18 protein-coding genes and 1 other annotated feature are annotated in these 19389 nt (G+C 45.5%); of the genes, 13 read left to right on the top strand and 5 right to left on the bottom strand.

The window, feature by feature from the left end; translation table 11 throughout:
- Positions 1-132: 132 nt before the first annotated feature.
- Positions 133-675 (top strand): glutathione peroxidase, encoded by a 543-nt coding sequence (locus G633_RS0104175; protein ID WP_022767952.1) that lies wholly within the window; start codon positions 133-135, stop codon positions 673-675.
- Here the strand turns inward: G633_RS0104175 and G633_RS0104170 are convergent, their stop codons facing one another.
- The gene (locus tag G633_RS0104170) at positions 676-1497 is read right to left on the bottom strand and encodes an alpha/beta hydrolase (protein WP_026519159.1); all 822 of its coding nucleotides are present in this window, start codon (positions 1495-1497) and stop codon (positions 676-678) included.
- A gap of 17 nt (positions 1498-1514) precedes the next feature.
- Positions 1515-2966: a D-alanyl-D-alanine carboxypeptidase family protein gene (locus tag G633_RS0104165; RefSeq protein WP_155834908.1), complete on the bottom strand. Its 1452-nt coding sequence runs from the start codon at positions 2964-2966 to the stop codon at positions 1515-1517.
- A gap of 82 nt (positions 2967-3048) precedes the next feature.
- Between G633_RS0104165 and trmB the strand changes: the two genes are divergently transcribed.
- The 3 genes from trmB to G633_RS0104150 are packed head-to-tail and all read left to right on the top strand — an operon-like array spanning position 3049 to position 4803.
- Positions 3049-3702, top strand: a complete 654-nt coding sequence (gene trmB, locus G633_RS0104160) for a tRNA (guanosine(46)-N7)-methyltransferase TrmB (protein WP_026519157.1) — start codon at positions 3049-3051, stop codon at positions 3700-3702.
- A 5-nt stretch (positions 3703-3707) separates the two neighbouring features.
- Positions 3708-4028, top strand: coding sequence for a thioredoxin (gene trxA, locus G633_RS0104155; RefSeq protein WP_022764882.1), 321 nt, complete (start codon positions 3708-3710; stop codon positions 4026-4028).
- Positions 4029-4065: 37 nt separating this feature from the next.
- Positions 4066-4803: an SH3 domain-containing protein gene (locus tag G633_RS0104150; protein ID WP_022767948.1), complete on the top strand. Its 738-nt coding sequence runs from the start codon at positions 4066-4068 to the stop codon at positions 4801-4803.
- Between the two features lie 25 nt (positions 4804-4828).
- Here the strand turns inward: G633_RS0104150 and G633_RS0104145 are convergent, their stop codons facing one another.
- Positions 4829-5278, bottom strand: coding sequence for a hypothetical protein (locus tag G633_RS0104145; RefSeq protein ID WP_022767947.1), 450 nt, complete (start codon positions 5276-5278; stop codon positions 4829-4831).
- Between the two features lie 31 nt (positions 5279-5309).
- Between G633_RS0104145 and murI the strand changes: the two genes are divergently transcribed.
- The 5 genes from murI to proS all read left to right on the top strand — a co-directional run bounded on the left by murI (position 5310) and on the right by proS (position 12146).
- A complete protein-coding gene (gene murI, locus G633_RS0104140) occupies positions 5310-6122 on the top strand; it encodes a glutamate racemase (protein WP_022767946.1) in 813 nt (270 codons plus the stop codon).
- A gap of 90 nt (positions 6123-6212) precedes the next feature.
- Positions 6213-8450 (top strand): anaerobic ribonucleoside-triphosphate reductase, encoded by a 2238-nt coding sequence (nrdD, locus tag G633_RS0104135; RefSeq protein WP_022767945.1) that lies wholly within the window; start codon positions 6213-6215, stop codon positions 8448-8450.
- A 122-nt stretch (positions 8451-8572) separates the two neighbouring features.
- On the top strand, positions 8573-9121 hold the full coding sequence (nrdG, locus tag G633_RS0104130; protein ID WP_022767944.1) for an anaerobic ribonucleoside-triphosphate reductase activating protein: 549 nt from the start codon (positions 8573-8575) through the stop codon (positions 9119-9121).
- A 137-nt stretch (positions 9122-9258) separates the two neighbouring features.
- Complete coding sequence (locus tag G633_RS0104125; protein ID WP_022767943.1) at positions 9259-10281, top strand: sugar kinase; 1023 nt, start codon at positions 9259-9261, stop codon at positions 10279-10281.
- 138 nt (positions 10282-10419) lie between these two features.
- Positions 10420-10635, top strand: a binding site (T-box leader).
- Between the two features lie 77 nt (positions 10636-10712).
- Positions 10713-12146 carry a proline--tRNA ligase gene (gene proS, locus G633_RS0104120; RefSeq protein ID WP_022767942.1) on the top strand — a complete coding sequence of 478 codons (1434 nt, stop codon included), beginning with the start codon at positions 10713-10715 and terminating at the stop codon, positions 12144-12146.
- 15 nt (positions 12147-12161) lie between these two features.
- Here proS and G633_RS0104115 read toward each other — a convergent pair whose 3' ends face one another.
- Positions 12162-13844: a sensor domain-containing diguanylate cyclase gene (locus tag G633_RS0104115; RefSeq protein WP_026519156.1), complete on the bottom strand. Its 1683-nt coding sequence runs from the start codon at positions 13842-13844 to the stop codon at positions 12162-12164.
- Entirely contained in the window at positions 13837-15558 is a 1722-nt protein-coding gene (locus G633_RS0104110; protein ID WP_026519155.1) for a GGDEF domain-containing protein, read from the bottom strand. Before G633_RS0104110 ends, G633_RS0104115 begins: the two co-directional genes overlap by 8 nt.
- A gap of 99 nt (positions 15559-15657) precedes the next feature.
- Here G633_RS0104110 and G633_RS0104105 point away from each other — a divergent pair, with 99 nt between their 5' ends.
- From G633_RS0104105 to G633_RS0104090, 4 genes are read left to right on the top strand one after another with little or no spacing between them, the layout of a single operon-like run.
- A complete protein-coding gene (locus tag G633_RS0104105; RefSeq protein WP_022767939.1) occupies positions 15658-17031 on the top strand; it encodes a CCA tRNA nucleotidyltransferase in 1374 nt (457 codons plus the stop codon).
- Positions 17018-18775, top strand: coding sequence for a PEGA domain-containing protein (locus G633_RS0104100; RefSeq protein WP_022767938.1), 1758 nt, complete (start codon positions 17018-17020; stop codon positions 18773-18775). The genes G633_RS0104105 and G633_RS0104100 overlap by 14 nt, the downstream gene beginning before the upstream one ends.
- Before the next feature lie 2 nt (positions 18776-18777).
- A complete protein-coding gene (locus G633_RS0104095) occupies positions 18778-19017 on the top strand; it encodes an RNA-binding S4 domain-containing protein (RefSeq protein ID WP_026512395.1) in 240 nt (79 codons plus the stop codon).
- A gap of 50 nt (positions 19018-19067) precedes the next feature.
- A complete protein-coding gene (locus G633_RS0104090) occupies positions 19068-19379 on the top strand; it encodes a septum formation initiator family protein (protein ID WP_022767936.1) in 312 nt (103 codons plus the stop codon).
- The last annotated feature ends 10 nt before the right edge of the window (positions 19380-19389 follow it).

Here is a 19389-nt window from a genome sequence, read left to right as displayed (position 1 = left end):
AATCATAAGAGGAGAAAAAAATATTTGCAACAGGTATTGACTTTTTAAATTGTACACAATATAATTTGATTAAATTGTATGCAATCAATTAACTAAAAACATAGATTCAATTTGATTTAAGGAGGAAACGTAATGAGTTTTTATGATTATTCAGTAACAGATGCACAGGGAAATGAAGTTTCAATGGAGAACTTCAAGGGCAAGGTAGTGCTTGTAGTAAACACAGCAACAGGCTGTGGATTCACACCACACTATAAAGATATCGAGGCTATGTATGAGAAGCTTCATGACAAGGGACTTGAGATCCTTGACATCCCTTGCAACCAGTTCGCAGGCCAGACACCCGGAACAGACGAAGAGATCCACGAGTTCTGCCAGCTTCATTACAACACAATGTTCCCTCAGATGAAGAAGTCTGAAGTTAATGGTGAGGGAGCACTTCCTCTTTACAAGTTCTTAAAGAGCCAGAAGGGCTTTGAGGGATTTGGAAAAGGCCCTGCAGCCCTTGCTATGGGCGTAATGCTCAAGAAGATCGACAAGGATTACAAGAACAATCCTGAGATCAAGTGGAACTTCACAAAGTTCGTTGTAGACAGAGAGGGAAATGTTGTTGCCCGCTTTGAGCCTACAGCTGATATGAAGAAGGTAGCAGAATTCGTAGAAGGAATTATGTAATTACCAGTACTTTTTCATCCAGGTAGCAGCAAGATCGATCCACGGCTCAGCACAAGGAGCAATCTCCTTCATCTCCTGACTTGCTGTAAGCTCATTAGCCAGAGCGAGGCCGTGACAGCCATCCGGGAATATATGGAGCTCAGTGTTGATATCATGTGCCCTGAGGGCAGTTGCAAAAAGCAGTGAGTTTTCTACCGGAACAGCAGCATCAGTAAATGTGTGCCATATGAATGTCCTTGGAACATGCTCATTAACTGCATTTTCCAGGGACATCATTTCTTTCAGCTCATGGTAGTTGTCTCCAAGCAGATTCTTTATGGAGTCATGGTGAGCAAATTTCCCCGAAGTAATAACAGGATAGCAGAGCATAAGGCCGTTGGGACGAAGCTTTATTCTGTCAGCATAGGTGATGTTCATTCCATCTGCCAAAAAGTCGTTCATCCAGTTGCAGGCATAGCTTGCAGCCAGATGTCCGCCGGCAGAGCATCCCTGAATGACAATGGAGTCTTCCTTGACGTGCCACTCTTTTGCATGCTCTCTTATGATAAGAATGCTCCTTCCAAGCTCCATAAGAGCAGTCGGGAAAACTGCCGGAGCACAGGAGTATCTAAGGACAGCAACGTGGTAGCCCTTTGCCATAAATGCAAGGGCAATGGGTTCTGCCTCTCTGTCTGAAGTGTAGGCATAAGCTCCTCCCGGGCAGAGCAGAATAAGAGGACGATCATTGATCTTCAGCGACTCGGAATACTGCTGAATATATACTGTCAGCTTGGCTCCTTCAAGGGAGCCGTTTTCTTTGATGGCGAATTCTTCGTATATCATATTCTTCCCTCACAGTCTTAGAATTTTTTTGATTTAAACTTTGTTTTTTTGTATTCTCTTTTCCTGCGGTTGTAGCGAAGCTTATCACTTTTGGTGTACATCTTTTTCCCTGAAACAGCCAGGGTCGTAATGGAGCCGATGATAGTCGCAAGAATAAGTATCGCGCCGGCAATCGCAAGAAGTATCTTCACATTTATGAATATGGTCTTATCAGAAGACGCCAAATCTTCAGCAGCATCTTTTGACGTCGGTGAATAGCATACGTAGGCATTACCTATAGGTGCGCCGTTAAAGGTGTAGGCAACTTTGGCAATGGCAGTGGGGATCTGACTCTTTTCCTCATCCGTCAGGTCGTAGAGGATCTCGTAATCCGTATCCTCGATGGAAGAGGTCTTGGGGATTATGATCTGATCGTTTCTGCTGAGCTTTAATATGGTTCCTGATCTTCCGAATACATCCCTGTCAGACTCAAAAAACAGTGAATCATCCGGCATGTATCTGCTATCTTCATCCGCTACGTTGACTGCCTTGAAGTTATTAAAGCCGTAGTTGAAAAGCGTAACAGTGTCGGTGAACTGAGATGGTGACTCCTCCATCAGAACCACGCAGATCAGTTTAAGGCCGTCTTTTTCTGCACAGGTTACAAGGGTCTCTCTTGCAAGGTCCGTATAGCCTGTCTTACCGCCTACAATTCCCTCGTAGGTCATCTCGCCGCTTATGAGTTTGTGTTTGTTGTTCAGATAAAAGTCATCGGGCTGAGTATTTGTGGCTTCAAAGTGGTATCTTGCTGTGTTACCGACTTTGCACAAAAGCTCGTTTGAGAAAAAAGCTCTTGCAATAAGGGCCAGGTCGTAGGCGCTGGTGTAGTGATCATCCGCCTGGAGACCGTTGGTGTTTGAAAAGTGTGTATTGGTGCAGCCAAGCTCTTTTGCCCGCTCATTCATCAGGTCAACAAAGGCGGAGATGCTTCCGCTTACGTGCTCAGCGACGGCATTAGCCACCTCGTTGGCACTTCCGACCATGATTCCGTACAGAGCCTGCTCTAAGGTGATGGACTGCCCCACATCCATTCCGATGTTGGAGCCTCCCTTTGGAACAGAGAATACTGCCTCGTCGGAAAAAGAGATCTCGTCTGCAAGAGAAGCATTCTCCACCGCCAAAAGACAGGTCATGATCTTGGTGGTACTGGCGGGATAGAGTTCTTCATTTATATTCTTGGCATAGAGGATGGTTCCTGTGCCGGCTTCCATGACAATTGCAGCTTCTGCAGTGATCTCAGGGCCATGGGGCCAGGAGTTTATATCATTGGACTGGATGGGCAGTTCCTTGCGGAGCTGCGCCTCTGCCTCGTAGTCCGTTACAGCAAAAGACACATCACAGACGGATACGCTAAGAAACAGTATCGCAAAGACTGCGATAAATGCCTTGTATATTAAATTTCTTCTTATGTTATTATATGTAGTCTTCATGACAAGCTTATAATACAATACTTCCAAACTTCGGGCAAATGGTGTAAAATTCTTATTAATAGATTTACAGGCAGGAAGAAAAATGCGTTTACGTAACATTGCAGGATCGAGAGAAGTAATAGCCGACTCAAGCTTTACCGTCAAGGATCCTGAGAAGAAAAAAGGCCTCTGGAAGAAAGAGGTATTTGGAAATGACAACGATATACATATTGAGATAGGCATGGGCAAGGGCAGATTCCTTATGGATATGGCAGCTCTTCATCCGGATATCAACTACGTTGGAATCGAGAAATACTCAAGTGTTCTTTTAAGGGCTATTCAGAAACAGGAGCAGCTTCTTTTGCCGAATATCATCTTCATCAGAATGGACGCGGAGACCATAACGGAAGTCTTTGCGCCGGGAGAAGTTGGCAGGATATACCTGAATTTCTCGGATCCATGGCCCAAGGACAGACACGCCAAGAGAAGACTTCCGTCAAGAGAGTTCTTAAAGCGTTATGATCAGATCCTGGTACCTGATGGAGTGGTTGAGTTCAAGACGGACAATGAGGATCTTTTCAATTTCGCACTTGAAGAGATCGAGCCGGCCGGTTGGCATCTGGATGCCGTAACACGTGACCTTCATCACGACGAAGTGATGAACGCCGGCAATGTAATGACAGAGTACGAAGAACGATTTTCGGGGCAAGGAAACCCCATCTACAAATACATAATCAGCAGAAAGAAAGGGGAGTAATCTAAATGGACTACACATTAAACAGCCAGAATTTCGAAGAAGAAGTGCTTAAGAGCAAACTGCCGGTACTTGTTGATTTTTCAGCAGACTGGTGCGGCCCTTGCAAAATGATGGCTCCAATGATCGACGAGTTCGCAGAGGAGTACGAAGGGGAACTTAAGGTTGGTAAGATCAATGTTGACCAGTCACCTGATATCGCTCAGAAGTACAAAGTAATGTCAATTCCAATGTTCGCTTTCTTTAAGAACGGCGAGGTTGTGGAGACAGCAGTCGGAGCACTTAACAAAGCAAAATTACAGGGAATAATCGACAAAGTGCTGGCCTAAAAAGCCAGCACTTTTTAAGGAGACCGGGGGAAAAGTTTTGTCAGATAAGATCACAAGTTTTGAAGACTATAAGAATAAAGCTGTAACACCGGAGCCTGTATCTCAGGATACAATGAATATCGAGATCGAGGATCCTTATCAGTTCCTCAGCGCCGATGAGAGAGAAGAGTACATCCGTCAGCGCCAGAAGGAGCAGGGAGAATCTGCGGCTAAAGAGCAGGAAAGGGATCGGGAAGAAGAACGTCCTCGTCCGGAAGAGAGGAGAAAGAGACCTTCCGAGCCAAGGAGAAGACCTCCAAGAGAGCAGTTTGAACCTGAGGAAGAGCCGGATTACGATGAAGAGTACGACGGTGATGAGGAGTACTATGAAGAGGATGAGGATGGCGATGACGGCGATGCGAGCATGAAGCTTGTGGTGCGCATTGCGTCCATTATCACCGGAGTTGTGATCCTTGCCTTTATCGCCATGCTTCTCAAAGTCAAGGTTTATGACAGGTACCTGGCGCCTGACCCGGATGAAGCGCCTTCAGCGAATGTAGCTGTTGCGATTCCTGCCGGATTTGTTGAAAAGAACGACACGGTGGTAGTTACCGGTGCAAGCACCTTAAATATTCGTTCCGTGCCAAGTTCAGCAAGCAGCGAGACTGTTGTCGGAATGGTTCCGGAAGGCGATGAACTTAAGAGAATAGCTGTTTCGGAGGATGGCTCCTGGGCCCTTGTTGAGGTTGACGGGCAGCAGGTATATGCCTCCATGAAGTATCTCAAGGAAAAATAAAAACCACTGAATGACTTCAGTGGTTTTAACGGCTCCTTGTGTGGAGCCAGCCATAAAATTTATCAAGACCTTCAGAGAGGTTTTCGCTTGAACGTGCGAAGGTTTCTACGTGCGAGAGAACCTCTTTTTCTGTGGTGTCCTTGGCATAATTTGCAATTCTTGTGGCGCACTCGCCTTCAAGCCTGCCATAATCCATGTTGATAAGCAGGTTGTTGTGGAAGGCTCCGACGGGCTCATAGAGCGTTGGATACCTTTTTCTGACAATAGCAAACTCATCAAGGATCTGCTCTCTGGACTGGAGACAAAAGAGAATATAGGCGGATTCCACGATCTCGTGAGGTTCTATCTCATCCTCGTAGGAATCATCCTCATACCCGACTCTTGTTGCGTAGTATTCGCAGATCTCCTGAACCAGGGCACCGACCTTTGAGTTGTCATACAGTTTTTGAAGTTCATCAAATATTTTTTCACTCATGAGTTTATTGTAACACAGAGGAAAAAGAAATATGAAGATAGGAATTTTTGATTCCGGCATCGGAGGCCTCTCGGTTTTGCACGAGGCGTATCACCTGCTTCCGAAACAGGAATTCATTTTTTATGCGGATACAGAAAATGTGCCTTACGGGACCAAGACCCCTGAGCAGATAGTCGGCTATGCAACCAAGATAGCGGACTTTCTTATAGAAAAGGGAGCCGGAGCAATTGTTGTTGCATGCAATACAGCTACCAGCGTCGCCATCAAGGAGCTTCGCAAAAACTACAATATTCCGATACTTGGAATGGAGCCGGCAGTTAAGCCCGCGGTAGAAGGCACAGAAGGAAAGCGCATCATGGTCATTGCAACGCCTGTCACCATAAGGCAGGATAAGCTTAAAGACCTGCTCCACAGAGTTGACGAGGACCACAGAGTTGACCTTCTGGCAATGCCTAAGCTTGTGGAGTTTGCAGAGCGCGAGGAGTTTGAATCGGAGGCTGTAAAAGAGTACATAACCCAGCAGTTTGGAGCTTTCGATAAGGAGAAGTACTGCGCACTGGTTCTTGGATGTACTCATTTTAATTACTTTAAACCTCTCTATAGAGAGTACTTTGGTCAGGAGACTCTTTTGATAGACGGTAACAGAGGTACGGTAAGACATCTTGCAGATGTACTTTCTCTGGATATGGCACAAGATATAGATATGTCTTTTGACAAAAATAACGAAATGTCGTGGATGAAAAACACGGAATATTATTTTTCCGGAAAAGAGATAACCGGGGGAGAAACGCTGGAACACCTAAAAAGACTGCATTTGCGTCTGGAAAAAGTTCGAAATTTTTGAGCTTGAATTATCCCATATAATGTATTATCATATTTATGTGACCACAAGATATTGTGGACGGAAGGTGTTTCGAAAGGAAAGGGGTTAGTTATGAAGATAATAAAGAGAAGCGGAAAAGAAGTTGCCTTTGACGGCAGCAAGATTATCGCTGCGATTGAAAAGGCCAACAACGAGGTTACTGAGGAGAAGAAGCTGACAGACGGTCAGATCAGTGACATCGAGAAAGCTGTTGAAAAACAGTGCGCCTCTCTTACCCGTGCAGCCAGCGTGGAGGAGATTCAGGACATGGTTGAGGATGGCCTGATGAAGTCCGGCAAGTTTGAGGTTGCAAGGAAATATATCACATATCGTTATAAGCATGCTCTGGTTAGAAAGTCCAACACAACCGATGAGCAGATCATGTCTCTTATTGAGTGTAGCAACGAAGAGGTTAAGCAGGAGAATTCAAACAAGAATCCTACTGTTAACAGCGTTCAGAGAGACTATATGGCAGGCGAAGTAAGTAAGGATATCACAAAGAGATTCCTTCTTCCCGATGATGTTGTTAAGGCTCACGAGGAAGGTCTTATCCACTTCCATGATGCTGACTACTTTGCTCAGCACATGCACAACTGCTGCCTGGTAAACCTTGAGGATATGCTTCAGAACGGAACCGTTATCTCCGAGACCATGATCGAGCGTCCCAAGAGCTTCTCAACTGCTTGTAATATTGCAACTCAGGCAATTGCACAGATCGCAAGCTCACAGTACGGCGGACAGTCTATTACACTTTCACACCTGGTTCCTTTTGTTGATGTCAGCAGACAGAAATTCCGCAAGGAAGTTGCTCTTGAGTTCGAGACAGCCGGCATGAAGATCAACAAGAAACAGGTTGATGAGATCGCAGAGATGCGAGTTAAGAAAGAGATCGAGAGAGGATGCCAGGTTATCCAGTATCAGGTAATCACACTTATGACCACAAACGGTCAGGCTCCTTTCATTACAGTATATATGTACCTCGATGAAGTTCCTGAGGGACAGATGAGAGACGACCTTGCAATGGTCATCGAAGAGATGCTAAGGCAACGTATCTACGGTGTCAAGAATGAGAAGGGTCAGCTCATAACACCTGCATTCCCTAAGCTCATCTACGTTCTCGATGAGGATAACATCACTGAGGATTCCAAGTACTGGTACCTCACAGAGCTGGCAGCTAAGTGCACAGCCAAGAGACTGGTACCTGATTACATCTCAGCCAAGAAGATGAAAGAGCTCAAGAAGGGTGATGTTTATCCTTGCATGGGATGCAGATCATTCCTTACTCCCGATAATGAAGCTCTTGCAGAGGGACTTTGCAACGCAGGAAACAAGGCTAAGGCCAAGAATTATACAGAAGGAACACACAAGTATTACGGAAGATTCAACCAGGGTGTTGTAACTCTTAACCTCGTTGATGTTGCATGTTCATCCGCTAAGGACGAGGACAGATTCTGGGAGATCCTCGATGAGAGATGTGAGCTTTGCTACAGAGCACTGATGGCAAGACACAACAGACTCCTTGGTACTCCTTCAGATGTAGCTCCTATCCTTTGGCAGAATGGAGCACTTGCAAGACTTGAGAAGGGTGAAAAGATTGATCCACTTCTTTTCGGAAACTACTCAACAATTTCCCTTGGCTATGCAGGACTTTGTGAGTGTACCAAGTACATGAAGGGTGTATCCCACACAGATCCAAGAGGTAAGGATTTCGCACTTAAGGTTATGCAGTTCCTCAATGACAAGTGCGCAGCATGGCGTGCTAAAGAGAATGTATCCTTCTCACTTTACGGAACGCCTCTTGAGTCAACAACCTATAAGTTTGCCAAGGCTCTTCAGAAGAGATTTGGAATCATTCCTGAGGTTACTGACAAGAACTACATTACAAACAGCTATCACGTACACGTAACAGAGCAGATCGATGCTTTCACAAAGCTTAAGTTTGAAGCTGAGTTCCAGGCTCTTTCACCGGGAGGAGCTATCAGTTACGTTGAGGTTCCTGATATGAACAGCAACATTGAGGCTGTTATCTCTGTTATGAAGTACATTTATGAGAACATCATGTACGCAGAGCTCAACACCAAGTCAGATTACTGCCAGTGCTGCGGATATGACGGAGAGATCAAGATCGTTACCGATACAGACGGAAAGCTTATCTGGGAGTGCCCTAACTGTGGTAACCGCGATCAGAACAAGATGAACGTTGCAAGACGTACCTGTGGATATATCGGAACCCAGTTCTGGAATCAGGGACGTACTCAGGAGATCAAGGAGAGGGTTCTTCACATGTCCAACCCTAAGATTTCCTGCTGATAATATGTTTAATGGCGAACCCGTGTAAGGTATCGCTTGGGGGTTATTGAAAAAGTATGAAATACAGATACAAGCCGGGCAGATAAAGTCCGGCTTGTATTGTAATTTAGAGGATCGAAGTTATGAATTACGGACAGGTTTATTACAATGACGTTGCCAACGGAGTGGGATGCAGAACAGCCTTTTTCGTATCGGGCTGCACTCATCACTGCAAGGGGTGCTTTAATGAGATGACCTGGGACTTTAATTACGGTCAGCCTTATACAAAAGAGGTTGAGGATGACCTTGTTGAGTCTCTTAAGCCGGGATATATTGATGGTCTTACCATTCTTGGTGGAGAGCCTATGGAGATAGTAAACCAGAAGGAGATAAGACCGCTTCTTGAGAGGATAAAAAAGGAAGTCCCAAGGGCCACCATCTGGATCTATTCGGGGTATCTGTGGGAGGAGCTTACAGATCCTGACAACAAGAGATGCCACGGTGAAGATACCGATGCAATCCTTGCGATGACTGATGTTTTGGTGGACGGAGAGTTCATGCTTGATAAGAAAGACCTGATGCTGAGATTCAGGGGCTCCTCAAACCAGAGAGTCATTGATGTAAAAGAGACATTAAAGAAGGGCGAAGTCGTGCTCTCAAAATATAACGACAGAGATACTTCCAGGGGATGATCGCTATCCCCTGTTTTTTTGTTCAAAATAATCAATATTATCAACAATGTAAGCCCTTACACTTGCATTTCTCATATATTATCATATAGTTGTCTGCAGATAGTCTGTAGTTTTGATGGTGAATAAGGAGGCCGGCTATGGGAGATGGAAGATTTGATCTTTTGACCTTTGGAGAAATAATGCTTAGACTTTCTCCACCCAATTACGAACTAATGACCAGGGGAGATGTGTTTGATAAAAGAGCCGGCGGATCCGAGCTCAATGTGGCGTCCGGTGTAGCTCTTTTGGGCATGCGCACCGGCGTTATATCGAGACTTCCCAAGAATGCTCTCGGAACCTTTATCAAGAACAGGATAAGGTTTGAGGGTGTTTCAGATGATTATCTTATCTATGACGATGCCCCTGAGGCTCGTCTTGGTATCTATTACTATGAAAATGGAGCTGCGCCCAGAAAGCCCTCCATTGTCTATGACAGAATGAATTCCTCGATTACAAGGATAAGCCTTGATGAAATTCCTGAGAGTGTATATTCCAATACAAGAATGTTCCATACCAGCGGTATAACTCTGGCGCTCAACAAGAATACCTGCGAAGTTACCACAGAGATGATAAAGAGATTTAAGGCTGCGGGAGCGAAGGTGTCTTTTGACTGCAACTACAGAGCAAACCTCTGGAGTGAAGAAGAGGCAAGGGCAGCTATTAAGAGCATTCTGCCCTATGTTGATATTCTCTTTGTTTCCGAGGAGACTTCAAGGCGCATGATGCAAAAAGAAGGAGAGCTCTCCGATATTATGAAGAGCTATACGCAGGATTATCCTGTAGAGATTGTCTGCACAACCCAGCGCGAAGTAATCAGCCCTAAAAAGCATAACTTTACTTCAACCATCTACAGCGCCAAGGAAGATAAGTTCTACACCGAAAAGCCTTATACAGGCATCGACGTAATCGACAGGATCGGTTCCGGTGATGCGTATGTATCCGGTGTTTTGTACGGACTTCTTGAGTATGATGACGTGGAGAAAGCTCTTTTCTACGGAAATGCAACCTCCAGCGTTAAGAACACAGTACCGGGTGATCTTCCTGCATGTGACAAGCAGGTAATTGACAGCATCATCAGAAATCACCACTCTGACGGTCCCCAGAGCGAGTTGAACCGGTAATGAACCCAGGGGACGGAGTCAGTGGCTCATAATCTGACAAATCGGTTAATTGTCAGATTATGAGCCACTGACTCCGTCCCCTGGGTTCAAAATGGCTTGACAATCTTTGGGTTTGAAACTAGAATGAGTGAAATAAATAAATCGACGTTGAAGAGGAATAGTAACTGCAATCACGTTTCAGAGAGAGGGCCGTTTGGTGTGAGGCTCTTACGGAAAAACAGCGAACCCGCCTTGGAGTCCTGTATGAAAGCGTCAGCATAAATACAGCGTTACCCGCGTTAAGGGCACAAATGAAGTGAAATCTGCTTTTGCGGATTTAAATAGGGTGGTACCGCCGAGCTTTCGGTCCCTGTTTTTAGGGATGCGAAGGCTTATTTTTTTAGCTTAAACAACCTCGTATCCACTTCATAACGAAAGAGAGAGGAGAAATTATGGCAGACAACAAGAAACTCGTTTCTGAGATCACATCCATGGATGAAGATTTCACACAATGGTACACAGACGTATGTATCAAGGCAGACCTTGTAAGCTACTCAAACATCAAGGGATGCATGGTTATCAAGCCTGCAGGCTATGCAATCTGGGAGCTTATTCAGAAGCACCTCGATGCAAGATTTAAGGAGACAGGCGTTCAGAACGCATACCTTCCTATGTTCATTCCCGAGTCACTTCTTCAGAAGGAGAAGGATCACGTAGAGGGCTTTGCTCCTGAGGTAGCATGGGTAACTCACGGAGGACTTGAGCCTCTTACAGAGAGATACTGCGTACGTCCTACATCAGAGACACTGTTTTGCGACTACTACAAGGGAGAGATCCACTCCTACAAGGATCTTCCACAGGTTCTCAACCAGTGGTGCAGCGTTGTTCGTTGGGAGAAAGAGACTAGACCTTTCCTTAGAAGCAGAGAGTTCCTCTGGCAGGAAGGACACACAGCTCACGCAACAATGGAAGAGGCTGAGGAGAGAACACAGCAGATGCTTAATGTCTATGCTGATTTCCTTGAGAACGATATGGCCATTCCTGTTGTTAAGGGACGCAAGACAGATAAAGAGAAATTCGCAGGTGCTGAGGCTACTTATACAGTAGAGGCACTTATGCATGACGGACGTGCTCTTCAGAGCGCAACAAGCCACAACTTCGGCGACGGCTTTGCAAAGGCTTTCGGAATCCAGTACGCAGGAAAAGACAATCAGCTTCACTATGTATGTCAGACATCCTGGGGACTTACAACACGTACAATCGGTGCTATGATCATGGTACACGGCGACAATTCAGGCCTTGTAGTACCTCCTAAGATCGCTCCTGTACAGGTTGTTGTTATTCCTATCCAGCAGAAGAAGGAAGGCGTTCTTGATGCAGCTTACGATATCGCAAAGAGTCTTTCAGATTACAGAGTAAAGACAGACGATTCTGACAGAACACCCGGATTTAAATTCGCTGAGCAGGAGATGAGAGGTATTCCTGTTCGTGTCGAGATCGGACCTAAGGATCTTGAAGCAGGTAAGTGCGTACTTGTAAGAAGAGACACAAGAGAGAAGATCGAATGTGCTATCTCTGAGGTTTCAGCTAAGGTTGGTGAGCTTCTTGATACAATCCAGAAGGATATGTTCGAGAGAGCTAAGAAGCACCTTGCAGAGCACACCTTCGCAGCTCACAACAAAGAGGAGTTCGCAGAGGCCTTCAAGGAGACCAAGGGCTTTGTAAAGGCTATGTGGTGCGGATGCCAGGAGTGTGAGGACAAGATCAAGGAAGAGTTCTCAGCTACCAGCAGATGCATTCCTTTTGAACAAGAAAAGCTCTCCGACACATGTGTAATGTGCGGAAAGCCTGCAACTAAGATGGTATATTGGGGACGCGCGTATTAATGCGCGTCCTTTTTTTTATCTCTTCATCATGTTTGCGTAGTGTGCTCTCTTGTAGTCATACATTCTCTGATCAGCCAACATGAATACCGAATGTGTATCCCCATCTTCTACCTCTTCTCTGAAGGCGTAGCCATATGATACACTGTGATTAACGTCAGGAACTTTTTTATCAAGCTCTAAAAGCTCCTGATCCAGTTTAACAAGTCTTTTATCAAGCTCCATTGGAGTTGTCTTTTCAATCAGCACTAAAAATTCGTCTCCGCCAATCCTGGTACAGACTCCGAGATCCCCAATAACAGCTTTAAGTGTATCCGCAAAGGACTTAAGAAGCTTATCCCCGGCCGGATGTCCGGCGTTGTCGTTGACCTCTTTAAGACCGTTAAGATCAAGGCTCAGCAGGCAGAAATTCTTGTCTGACTTATTAAAGACATCAAGCCTTTCGTCGCAGCTGACTCTGTTTGGAAGACCGGTGAGATTGTCGATGTAGGCAATCTTTGTAAGGGCTGCATACTCTTTTTTCTGGGCAAAAGAGTGTGTCATATATACAAAGTAATTAAGCAGCTGCATAAATACGAAGAACATAACTCCGGTGGGCATGATGGCGGAGATAATCGGGGTGCTGGCAAAGCCAATATACTGGTGAAGCACAGCGGCTATTATGTAGCCAAACAGTGACACAGCCATGAAGGTTATGCCTATCATCAGGATCAGCCTCGAGGAATTGTGGCTTTTGCTCTTTAAGTCCATGTAGTCATAGGCTACCAGTATGATCATACCCGCAGTAGAAATAAAGTAGTAGGGATACTGGAAATGATTTATGTGCACAACATTCAAGAAGTGCAGGAACATGAAAGTAAGAGAAAAGGCAAGAGTTGAAAGACCCATTACTATCAGTATTTTATTCTCCCAACGTCTGTGAAGGTCAAATACAATGGCATAGATAAGCGGCGTTATCAGGTACATGGTGCAGAACTCAAGCGTTGTATTTATGTTGGGAGGCAGCACAAAGTCCGTGACATCAAAGGCGGTTAAGATCCAGCAGCCAAGAACAATATTAAGGACAGAGCACAGAATCTGTGTTGTAACGCCGGCTGACCTGATATAGAAGAGCAGGGATATTATCAGGAACACCTCACCGAACATCATCATGAAAAGACCTATGGTGAAGGGATAGATCATTGAATGGATCATGTCTCTGTAAATATCGTCGAAATCACCAATCAAAGGCGTGATTATATCGGCTCTTGTGGAGTTTTCAGTAACATAGAGCCTGATGGTAAGTCTTTTACCCACGTAATTGTCCGGGAGCGGGATGAAATTGTAGCCTACACCGATAAACTCTTTATTTGATGAACTCGCAGGAACTGTGCTGCTTATGAGCTCTTCATCCAGGAATATCTCATAGTAGCAGTATCTTGTCTTGAAGGCGAGGTAAGGGAAATCGCAACGAATATCAACAAGAGGTGAAGTCTGGTTTAAGTAGACAACGTCGCCTCTTGAAAAGGTTGCTCCAACCTGAGTGCTCATGTGCTCAAGATTAGTGTTTAAGTACTGCTGGTTTCTGTAGGTTACAGTCCAGCCTTTTTCGAGCTTCATAATGGGGTGCGTTGGCTTAAAGGAGAAGAAAAATGTTGCAAAGGTAAAGAACAGCGCAAGTAAAGCCAAGGCTAATGTAAGGAAAGATAAGAATTTACGCATTCTTTATCACCTCCTTACGCTTGTCAGACTGATGCTCTCTCTTCATCTCATACATACGGCTGTCAGCCAGCATGTAGACCTCCTGAGCGGATCCGCTGGGGACTTCGTAGCTGTAGGCATAGCCGTAGGACGCACTGTATTGGAATACCTGCTCTTTGTGATTCCAGTCGCTGATCATCGAGTAGAGCTCGTGTATCCTCTTGGTGGTGCTAAGGGCTCTTTCTTCCGTGAGGATTACGATAAACTCATCACCGCCCATCCTTCCTACAAGGTTAGCATCCAAAAAGCAGTCGGAGAGTATGGTTGCAAAGCCGGACAGAAGACGGTCGCCTTCGTGGTGGCCAAGGGTGTCGTTTACCTGTTTTAGTTTGTTGAGGTCGAGACTTATTATGGTGTACTGAGTGCGCTCTTTGGTAAGCAGATCCATAACCTGTTCGCAACGGGCTCTGTTGGCAAGACCCGTAAGGGGATCCGTGAAGGCAAGGGATGATATCTTGCTCTGCATGGACTGAAGGTTTGAGTTGTAGATGATGTAAAGCAGGTAACTTATAAGGAGCGAGCAGACAAGAAGTACAGCGCCGCCGGTGAAGAATGCGATGGTAGTTGATGATTCACCCTGCTTTGAGAAGTACTTGGTGTAGTTGTATCTGAAGATGTCAACAACCGACAAAAGCGTGAAAATGATAAGACCTGCGGAAAAGACATTGTCGGAGGAAATCAGACGGAAATCCGGATCCTTAAATAGTTTTGCTGCAGCTCTTATGATTATTACGGTGCAGACGATTGCCTCAAAAAGGGCAAGCCCCTGAAGCATAGGTGTAAATTCGAAGATCCTGCGGCTTGCAATGACGGTAAAGAAGAATACCGAAAGGAATACCAGAACATTTGCAACAAAAAGTGCTCTGAATATCTTCTTTAGCTTATCTGTTGAGATGGACATGAAGTATCCGATGATGGCTGTCGGAATATTGTACATTGAAGAATATTCGCAAATGGTGTTAAGGCTCGGATTGTTGCACAGAAGATCGATAAGTCCGTAGAAAGAGTATATGAACAGACCAAGAAGTAGTGATATAAGACCACTGAAGAAGAGTCTTAAGTCATTGCTGTGGTAAATAACCATGTAGGGAGAGAGGATCATCAAGGCAAGGCCCAGGATCATCAAAAAGTCACCGATTATTATATTTGATCGCATGCCAGAGATGTGATAGGTCAGAATGTCGCGTCTTTCACCGACAGTTATGGGAGAGGCGCCTGAAAATGACCGGGTTCTGGTACCGGAAATGGCAATCCTAAGCTCTTTTCCCAGATAATCCTGTCCCAGGGCAATGTAATTGTAGCGCTTGGGGACGGTACGGTCGTTTTCATAGTAGTCATGACCGAAGGAATAGATCAGCTCATTATCGAGATATACATCTACCAAAGCGTGGATGGAATACATGATAAGACAGGGGTTCTCGAGCTTGAAATCAGGAAGTTTGCGGCTAAGGATCACCACATCACCTTCGTCAATAAGGCCAAGACCTGCATCGAGAAGTGAATCCGAAGAGTACGGGACACCATTTAAAGAGATCTCCCAGCCATCGTTCAGGCTGTAGATCCCGGATCCCGGTTTAAAGAAAGTATCTGAAATAAAGAAAATTGCAATAACTGATATTATGAGCAGCAGTATTGCCGCCAATTTATCATAGCGACTATAGTCCCAAAATTTCATAAACTTTTCCTCATTATTACATATATTTAGTATATAACCTTAATGACAAAATTCCTAGCAAATATTCACAAAATCAGGCCTATAGGCTATTATGAAGGTATGAAGATTACAATACCGGAAAATGCAAAATTCATTCTCGACACCATGCACAAGGCAGGTTTTGAGGCTTATATAGTGGGTGGCTGTGTTCGTGATGCCCTCTTAGGAAGAACTCCGGAGGACTGGGACATCACCACTAATGCGCTTCCTCAGGATACCAAGAAACTCTTTAAAAGAACCATCGACACCGGTATAGAGCACGGAACCGTTACGGTGATGATGGGAAAAGAGGGGTATGAGGTAACCACCTACAGGATTGATGGAATTTACGAGGACGGCCGTCACCCCAAGGAGGTCACATTTACAAGGGACCTCTATGAAGACATGATGCGCAGGGATTTTACCATAAACGCCATGGCTTACAATGAGGAAGAGGGTCTGATCGACAGGTTTGATGGCAAAAAGGATTTAGAGGACCATATCATAAGGTGCGTCGGGAATCCAAGGGAGAGGTTTTCTGAGGATGCCCTGAGGATCATGAGAGCTGTGAGATTTGCCGCTCAGCTTGACTATGAGATCGAAGAAGAGACGAAGAAAGCCATAAAAGAGCTTGCTCCTACCCTCTCAAAGATCAGCGCCGAGAGAATTCAGACAGAGCTGGTGAAGCTCCTGCAATCTCCCCATCCGGAGAAGATCAAGATGGCTTACGAGCTGGGAATAACCGCGGTGATCCTTCCTGAATTCGATAAATGCATGGATACGCCCCAGGAGAATATCCACCACATGTACAACGTCGGGGATCACACGGTGGAAGCCATGAAGAATGTGCGTCCTGACAAGGTTTTGCGCCTTACAATGCTGATGCATGATATGGGAAAACCTGATACAATGGAGATAGATGACGAGGGAGTTCATCACTTCTACAACCATGACCTGGTCAGCGCTGAGATCGCAAAAAAGATCTTCAGGCGCCTTAAGTTTGACAGAGATACCATGGACAGGGTCTGCAACCTGGTTCTCTACCACGATTACAGGTTTCCGCCCAAGGCTTCCAGTATCAGAAGAGCCATGGCCCGTGTGGGAGAAGAAGATTTCCCTCTGCTTTTTGAGGTCAGATATGCAGATACCATGGCCCAGAGCGATTATCAAAGAGATGATAAGTTGCAGGTCATTGAGCAGTGTAAAGCTGTATACAAGGAGATTTTAGACAGGAAGGACTGTGTTAACCTTAAGAACCTGGCAGTCAAGGGGAAGGACCTCATTGATCTGGGGATTGCCCCCGGTAAGACTCTGGGAAACATCCTTAGTGCGATGCTGATGGACGTCATTGAGCATCCCGAGCACAACACCAAGGAGTATTTGCTTAAGCCGGAGCGCCTAAGAGAAGAATACATGAAGGATCATGTGGAACGGGAGAACCATGATTACGACTAAAAGAATACTCAGGGCACTACTTGCAATTACATTATCGTTGGGCATGCTTGTCTCTTCGCCGCAGAGCATAACCAGGGCGGCAGACAATGCTGATAAGATCACTGTTTCACTTATCGGCAAGTATGATTCTGCAGATACTGCGGCCATCAGAGAGATCGACACCACCAAAAAGCTCATAAGATTCAGGAATCATCAGACAGGCAAGACCTACACCCTCTCCTATGACAACACGAGCATGATGTATGATGCCAGGGGAACGGTTTTGTCGGCATCTCTTTTAGAGGTTGGAGAGATTGTTGATGTCACTTTCCTTAAGAGCAGCAAGCATATTACAACATTAAATGTTTCATCTGATGCCTGGGTTGTGGAAAACACAAGAAACCATGACCTTGTAAGGGGTGACGGAACAGCAAGGATCCAGGGAGATATCTACAAAATAGATGCAAGGACTCTGGTCATGGCTGAAGGCGAACTTGCTCTTGCTGAGGATGTACTTGATACAGACAGAATTACAGTCAGTGGTATTGGAAAAGATATTTACAGCGTGGTTGTCACAAGCGGACATGGCTATGTGAGCCTTTCTTCGGACACTGTTGAGGACCACAGCCTTGTGGGAGCATGGCTTGAGCTTGACAACGAGGTAATACACAAGATTTCTCCGAACATGATGCTCAGCGCCCCGGAGGGAGATTACAATCTCCAGATCCTTGGTAACGGCGCAAGCTATCAGACTGAGGTAAACATCAGTCGCAATCAGGAAACCGTGGTTGATACGGGAAGAGTATCCATATCAAAGCCAAAAGAGTCACTGATCACCTTTGAGATCATCCCGGAAGACGCTGAGGTCTTTGTTGACGGAGAAAGGGCTCTTACAGGAGTTCCACAGAGCATCAATTACGGCTATCACACCCTGAAAGTCCTTGCAGACGGTTATGTTACCCAGAATAAGTATCTCAAGGTTGGAACAGCCAAGGCAGTTATTCAGATAGAACTGGAAAAAGACTCCGATGCAGCAGCGGACGCATCAAGCGAGGATGCTTCTACTTCGGTGGGTTCAAGCAGCAGCGCATCAACACTGACAAGCTATCCTGTCGGCACAATAGACTTTGGTGAATCAAGCTCTGCAGCTTCCAAGGCAGCCACAGTCAGCAGCAATTCCTCTTCGGAAGAGGATAAACCAAACAAAGAGATTAAGGGATACAAGATTTATTTCGATAAACCTTATGGAGCTGAGGTGTATTTTGACGGCGCCTATGTGGGCGTTGTTCCCACCAGCATAAACAAGATTTCCGGAAATCATGAAGTCATCCTTAAGATGGACGGATATGAGACCAAGAGCTACAGGATCAACGTGGATAAAGAAGAGGACAACAAGTCCTACTCATTCCCTGATCTTGTAAAGATTGAGACAGACGATGATTCCTCCTCGTCAAGCAGCGCATCCAGCGGAGATTCCTCATCAAGCAGCGACTCTTCCAGCACGGATGACTCATCAGACAGTGGTGACAGTGCCTCAACAGAGGATTCATCATCTTCAGGAGATGCTTCAACTACCGAGGATTCAGCACCTGCAGGAGATTCCGGCTCGTCATCTGACAGCGCATCCACAGAGGATTCTTCAGGGGAAGGAGACTCGGCATCAGAGGATTCCTCCAAGGAGAGCAGCTCATCCGAGGATGCATCAAAAGAAAGCAGTACAAACGAAGGAGCAAGCGATGCAGCAAGTGCCGTATCCGGTGAATGATAATGAGACTTGATAAGTATTTAAAAGTAACCCGACTGATTAAGAGAAGGACCGTGGCCAATGACGCCTGCGACGCCGGCAGGGTTTCCATAAACGGAAAGCCCGCCAAGGCAGGAACAGAGGTCAAGGTTGGAGATAAGATAACCATAGGCTTTGGCAACAAGGATGTCTCCGTGGAAGTCCTTGACGTGCAGGAAACCGTGCACAAAGAGGATGTGAGTAACCTTTACAGGTACATTTAGCTGTATTACAATAAAAATGGTGATATAGTGTTTGAAAGTAGGGGGTAATTATGGCGGCGAGAGCTCGTTATAAAAGGCGCAGGCTCACAAACAGAGCGGGTATCGTCTGGGCAAGCATCGTTGTACTTATTCTTGTGACGGTGGTTTCTGTAAAGAGTATCGGACTTATGCAGAAAGCCAGGGAATATCAGGAAAAGGAACAGCAGCTTCTGCAGCAGATCGAGTACGAGAATCAGAGAAGTGAAGATATCGCTGAGTTTGAGCGCTATACAGAGACGCGTAAGTATATAGAGGATACAGCCAAGGAAAAGCTGGGACTGGTTTATCCGGGAGAGATCATCTTTAAGAACTCGGATAACTGATAGCTAAGCA

The organism is Butyrivibrio sp. FCS006 (assembly GCF_000424525.1).
In the GTDB taxonomy this organism is placed as follows: domain Bacteria; phylum Bacillota; class Clostridia; order Lachnospirales; family Lachnospiraceae; genus Butyrivibrio.
This window is presented reverse-complemented; position numbering and strand designations above follow the sequence as displayed.

Bases quoted from the DNA above. Each gene is read 5' to 3' on its own strand.
- murI (WP_022767946.1), top strand. From the start codon at position 5,310: ATGAAGATAGGAATTTTTGATTCCGGCATCGGAGGCCTCTCGGTTTTG.
- nrdD (WP_022767945.1), top strand. From the start codon at position 6,213: ATGAAGATAATAAAGAGAAGCGGAAAAGAAGTTGCCTTTGACGGCAGC.
- nrdG (WP_022767944.1), top strand. From the start codon at position 8,573: ATGAATTACGGACAGGTTTATTACAATGACGTTGCCAACGGAGTGGGA.
- G633_RS0104115 (WP_026519156.1), bottom strand. From the start codon at position 13,844: ATGCGTAAATTCTTATCTTTCCTTACATTAGCCTTGGCTTTACTTGCG.
- G633_RS0104110 (WP_026519155.1), bottom strand. From the start codon at position 15,558: ATGAAATTTTGGGACTATAGTCGCTATGATAAATTGGCGGCAATACTG.
- trxA (WP_022764882.1), top strand. From the start codon at position 3,708: ATGGACTACACATTAAACAGCCAGAATTTCGAAGAAGAAGTGCTTAAG.
- G633_RS0104170 (WP_026519159.1), bottom strand. From the start codon at position 1,497: ATGATATACGAAGAATTCGCCATCAAAGAAAACGGCTCCCTTGAAGGA.
- G633_RS0104175 (WP_022767952.1), top strand. From the start codon at position 133: ATGAGTTTTTATGATTATTCAGTAACAGATGCACAGGGAAATGAAGTT.
- G633_RS0104125 (WP_022767943.1), top strand. From the start codon at position 9,259: ATGGGAGATGGAAGATTTGATCTTTTGACCTTTGGAGAAATAATGCTT.
- G633_RS0104145 (WP_022767947.1), bottom strand. From the start codon at position 5,278: ATGAGTGAAAAAATATTTGATGAACTTCAAAAACTGTATGACAACTCA.
- G633_RS0104100 (WP_022767938.1), top strand. From the start codon at position 17,018: ATGATTACGACTAAAAGAATACTCAGGGCACTACTTGCAATTACATTA.
- G633_RS0104090 (WP_022767936.1), top strand. From the start codon at position 19,068: ATGGCGGCGAGAGCTCGTTATAAAAGGCGCAGGCTCACAAACAGAGCG.
- proS (WP_022767942.1), top strand. From the start codon at position 10,713: ATGGCAGACAACAAGAAACTCGTTTCTGAGATCACATCCATGGATGAA.
- G633_RS0104105 (WP_022767939.1), top strand. From the start codon at position 15,658: ATGAAGATTACAATACCGGAAAATGCAAAATTCATTCTCGACACCATG.
- G633_RS0104095 (WP_026512395.1), top strand. From the start codon at position 18,778: ATGAGACTTGATAAGTATTTAAAAGTAACCCGACTGATTAAGAGAAGG.
- G633_RS0104165 (WP_155834908.1), bottom strand. From the start codon at position 2,966: ATGAAGACTACATATAATAACATAAGAAGAAATTTAATATACAAGGCA.
- trmB (WP_026519157.1), top strand. From the start codon at position 3,049: ATGCGTTTACGTAACATTGCAGGATCGAGAGAAGTAATAGCCGACTCA.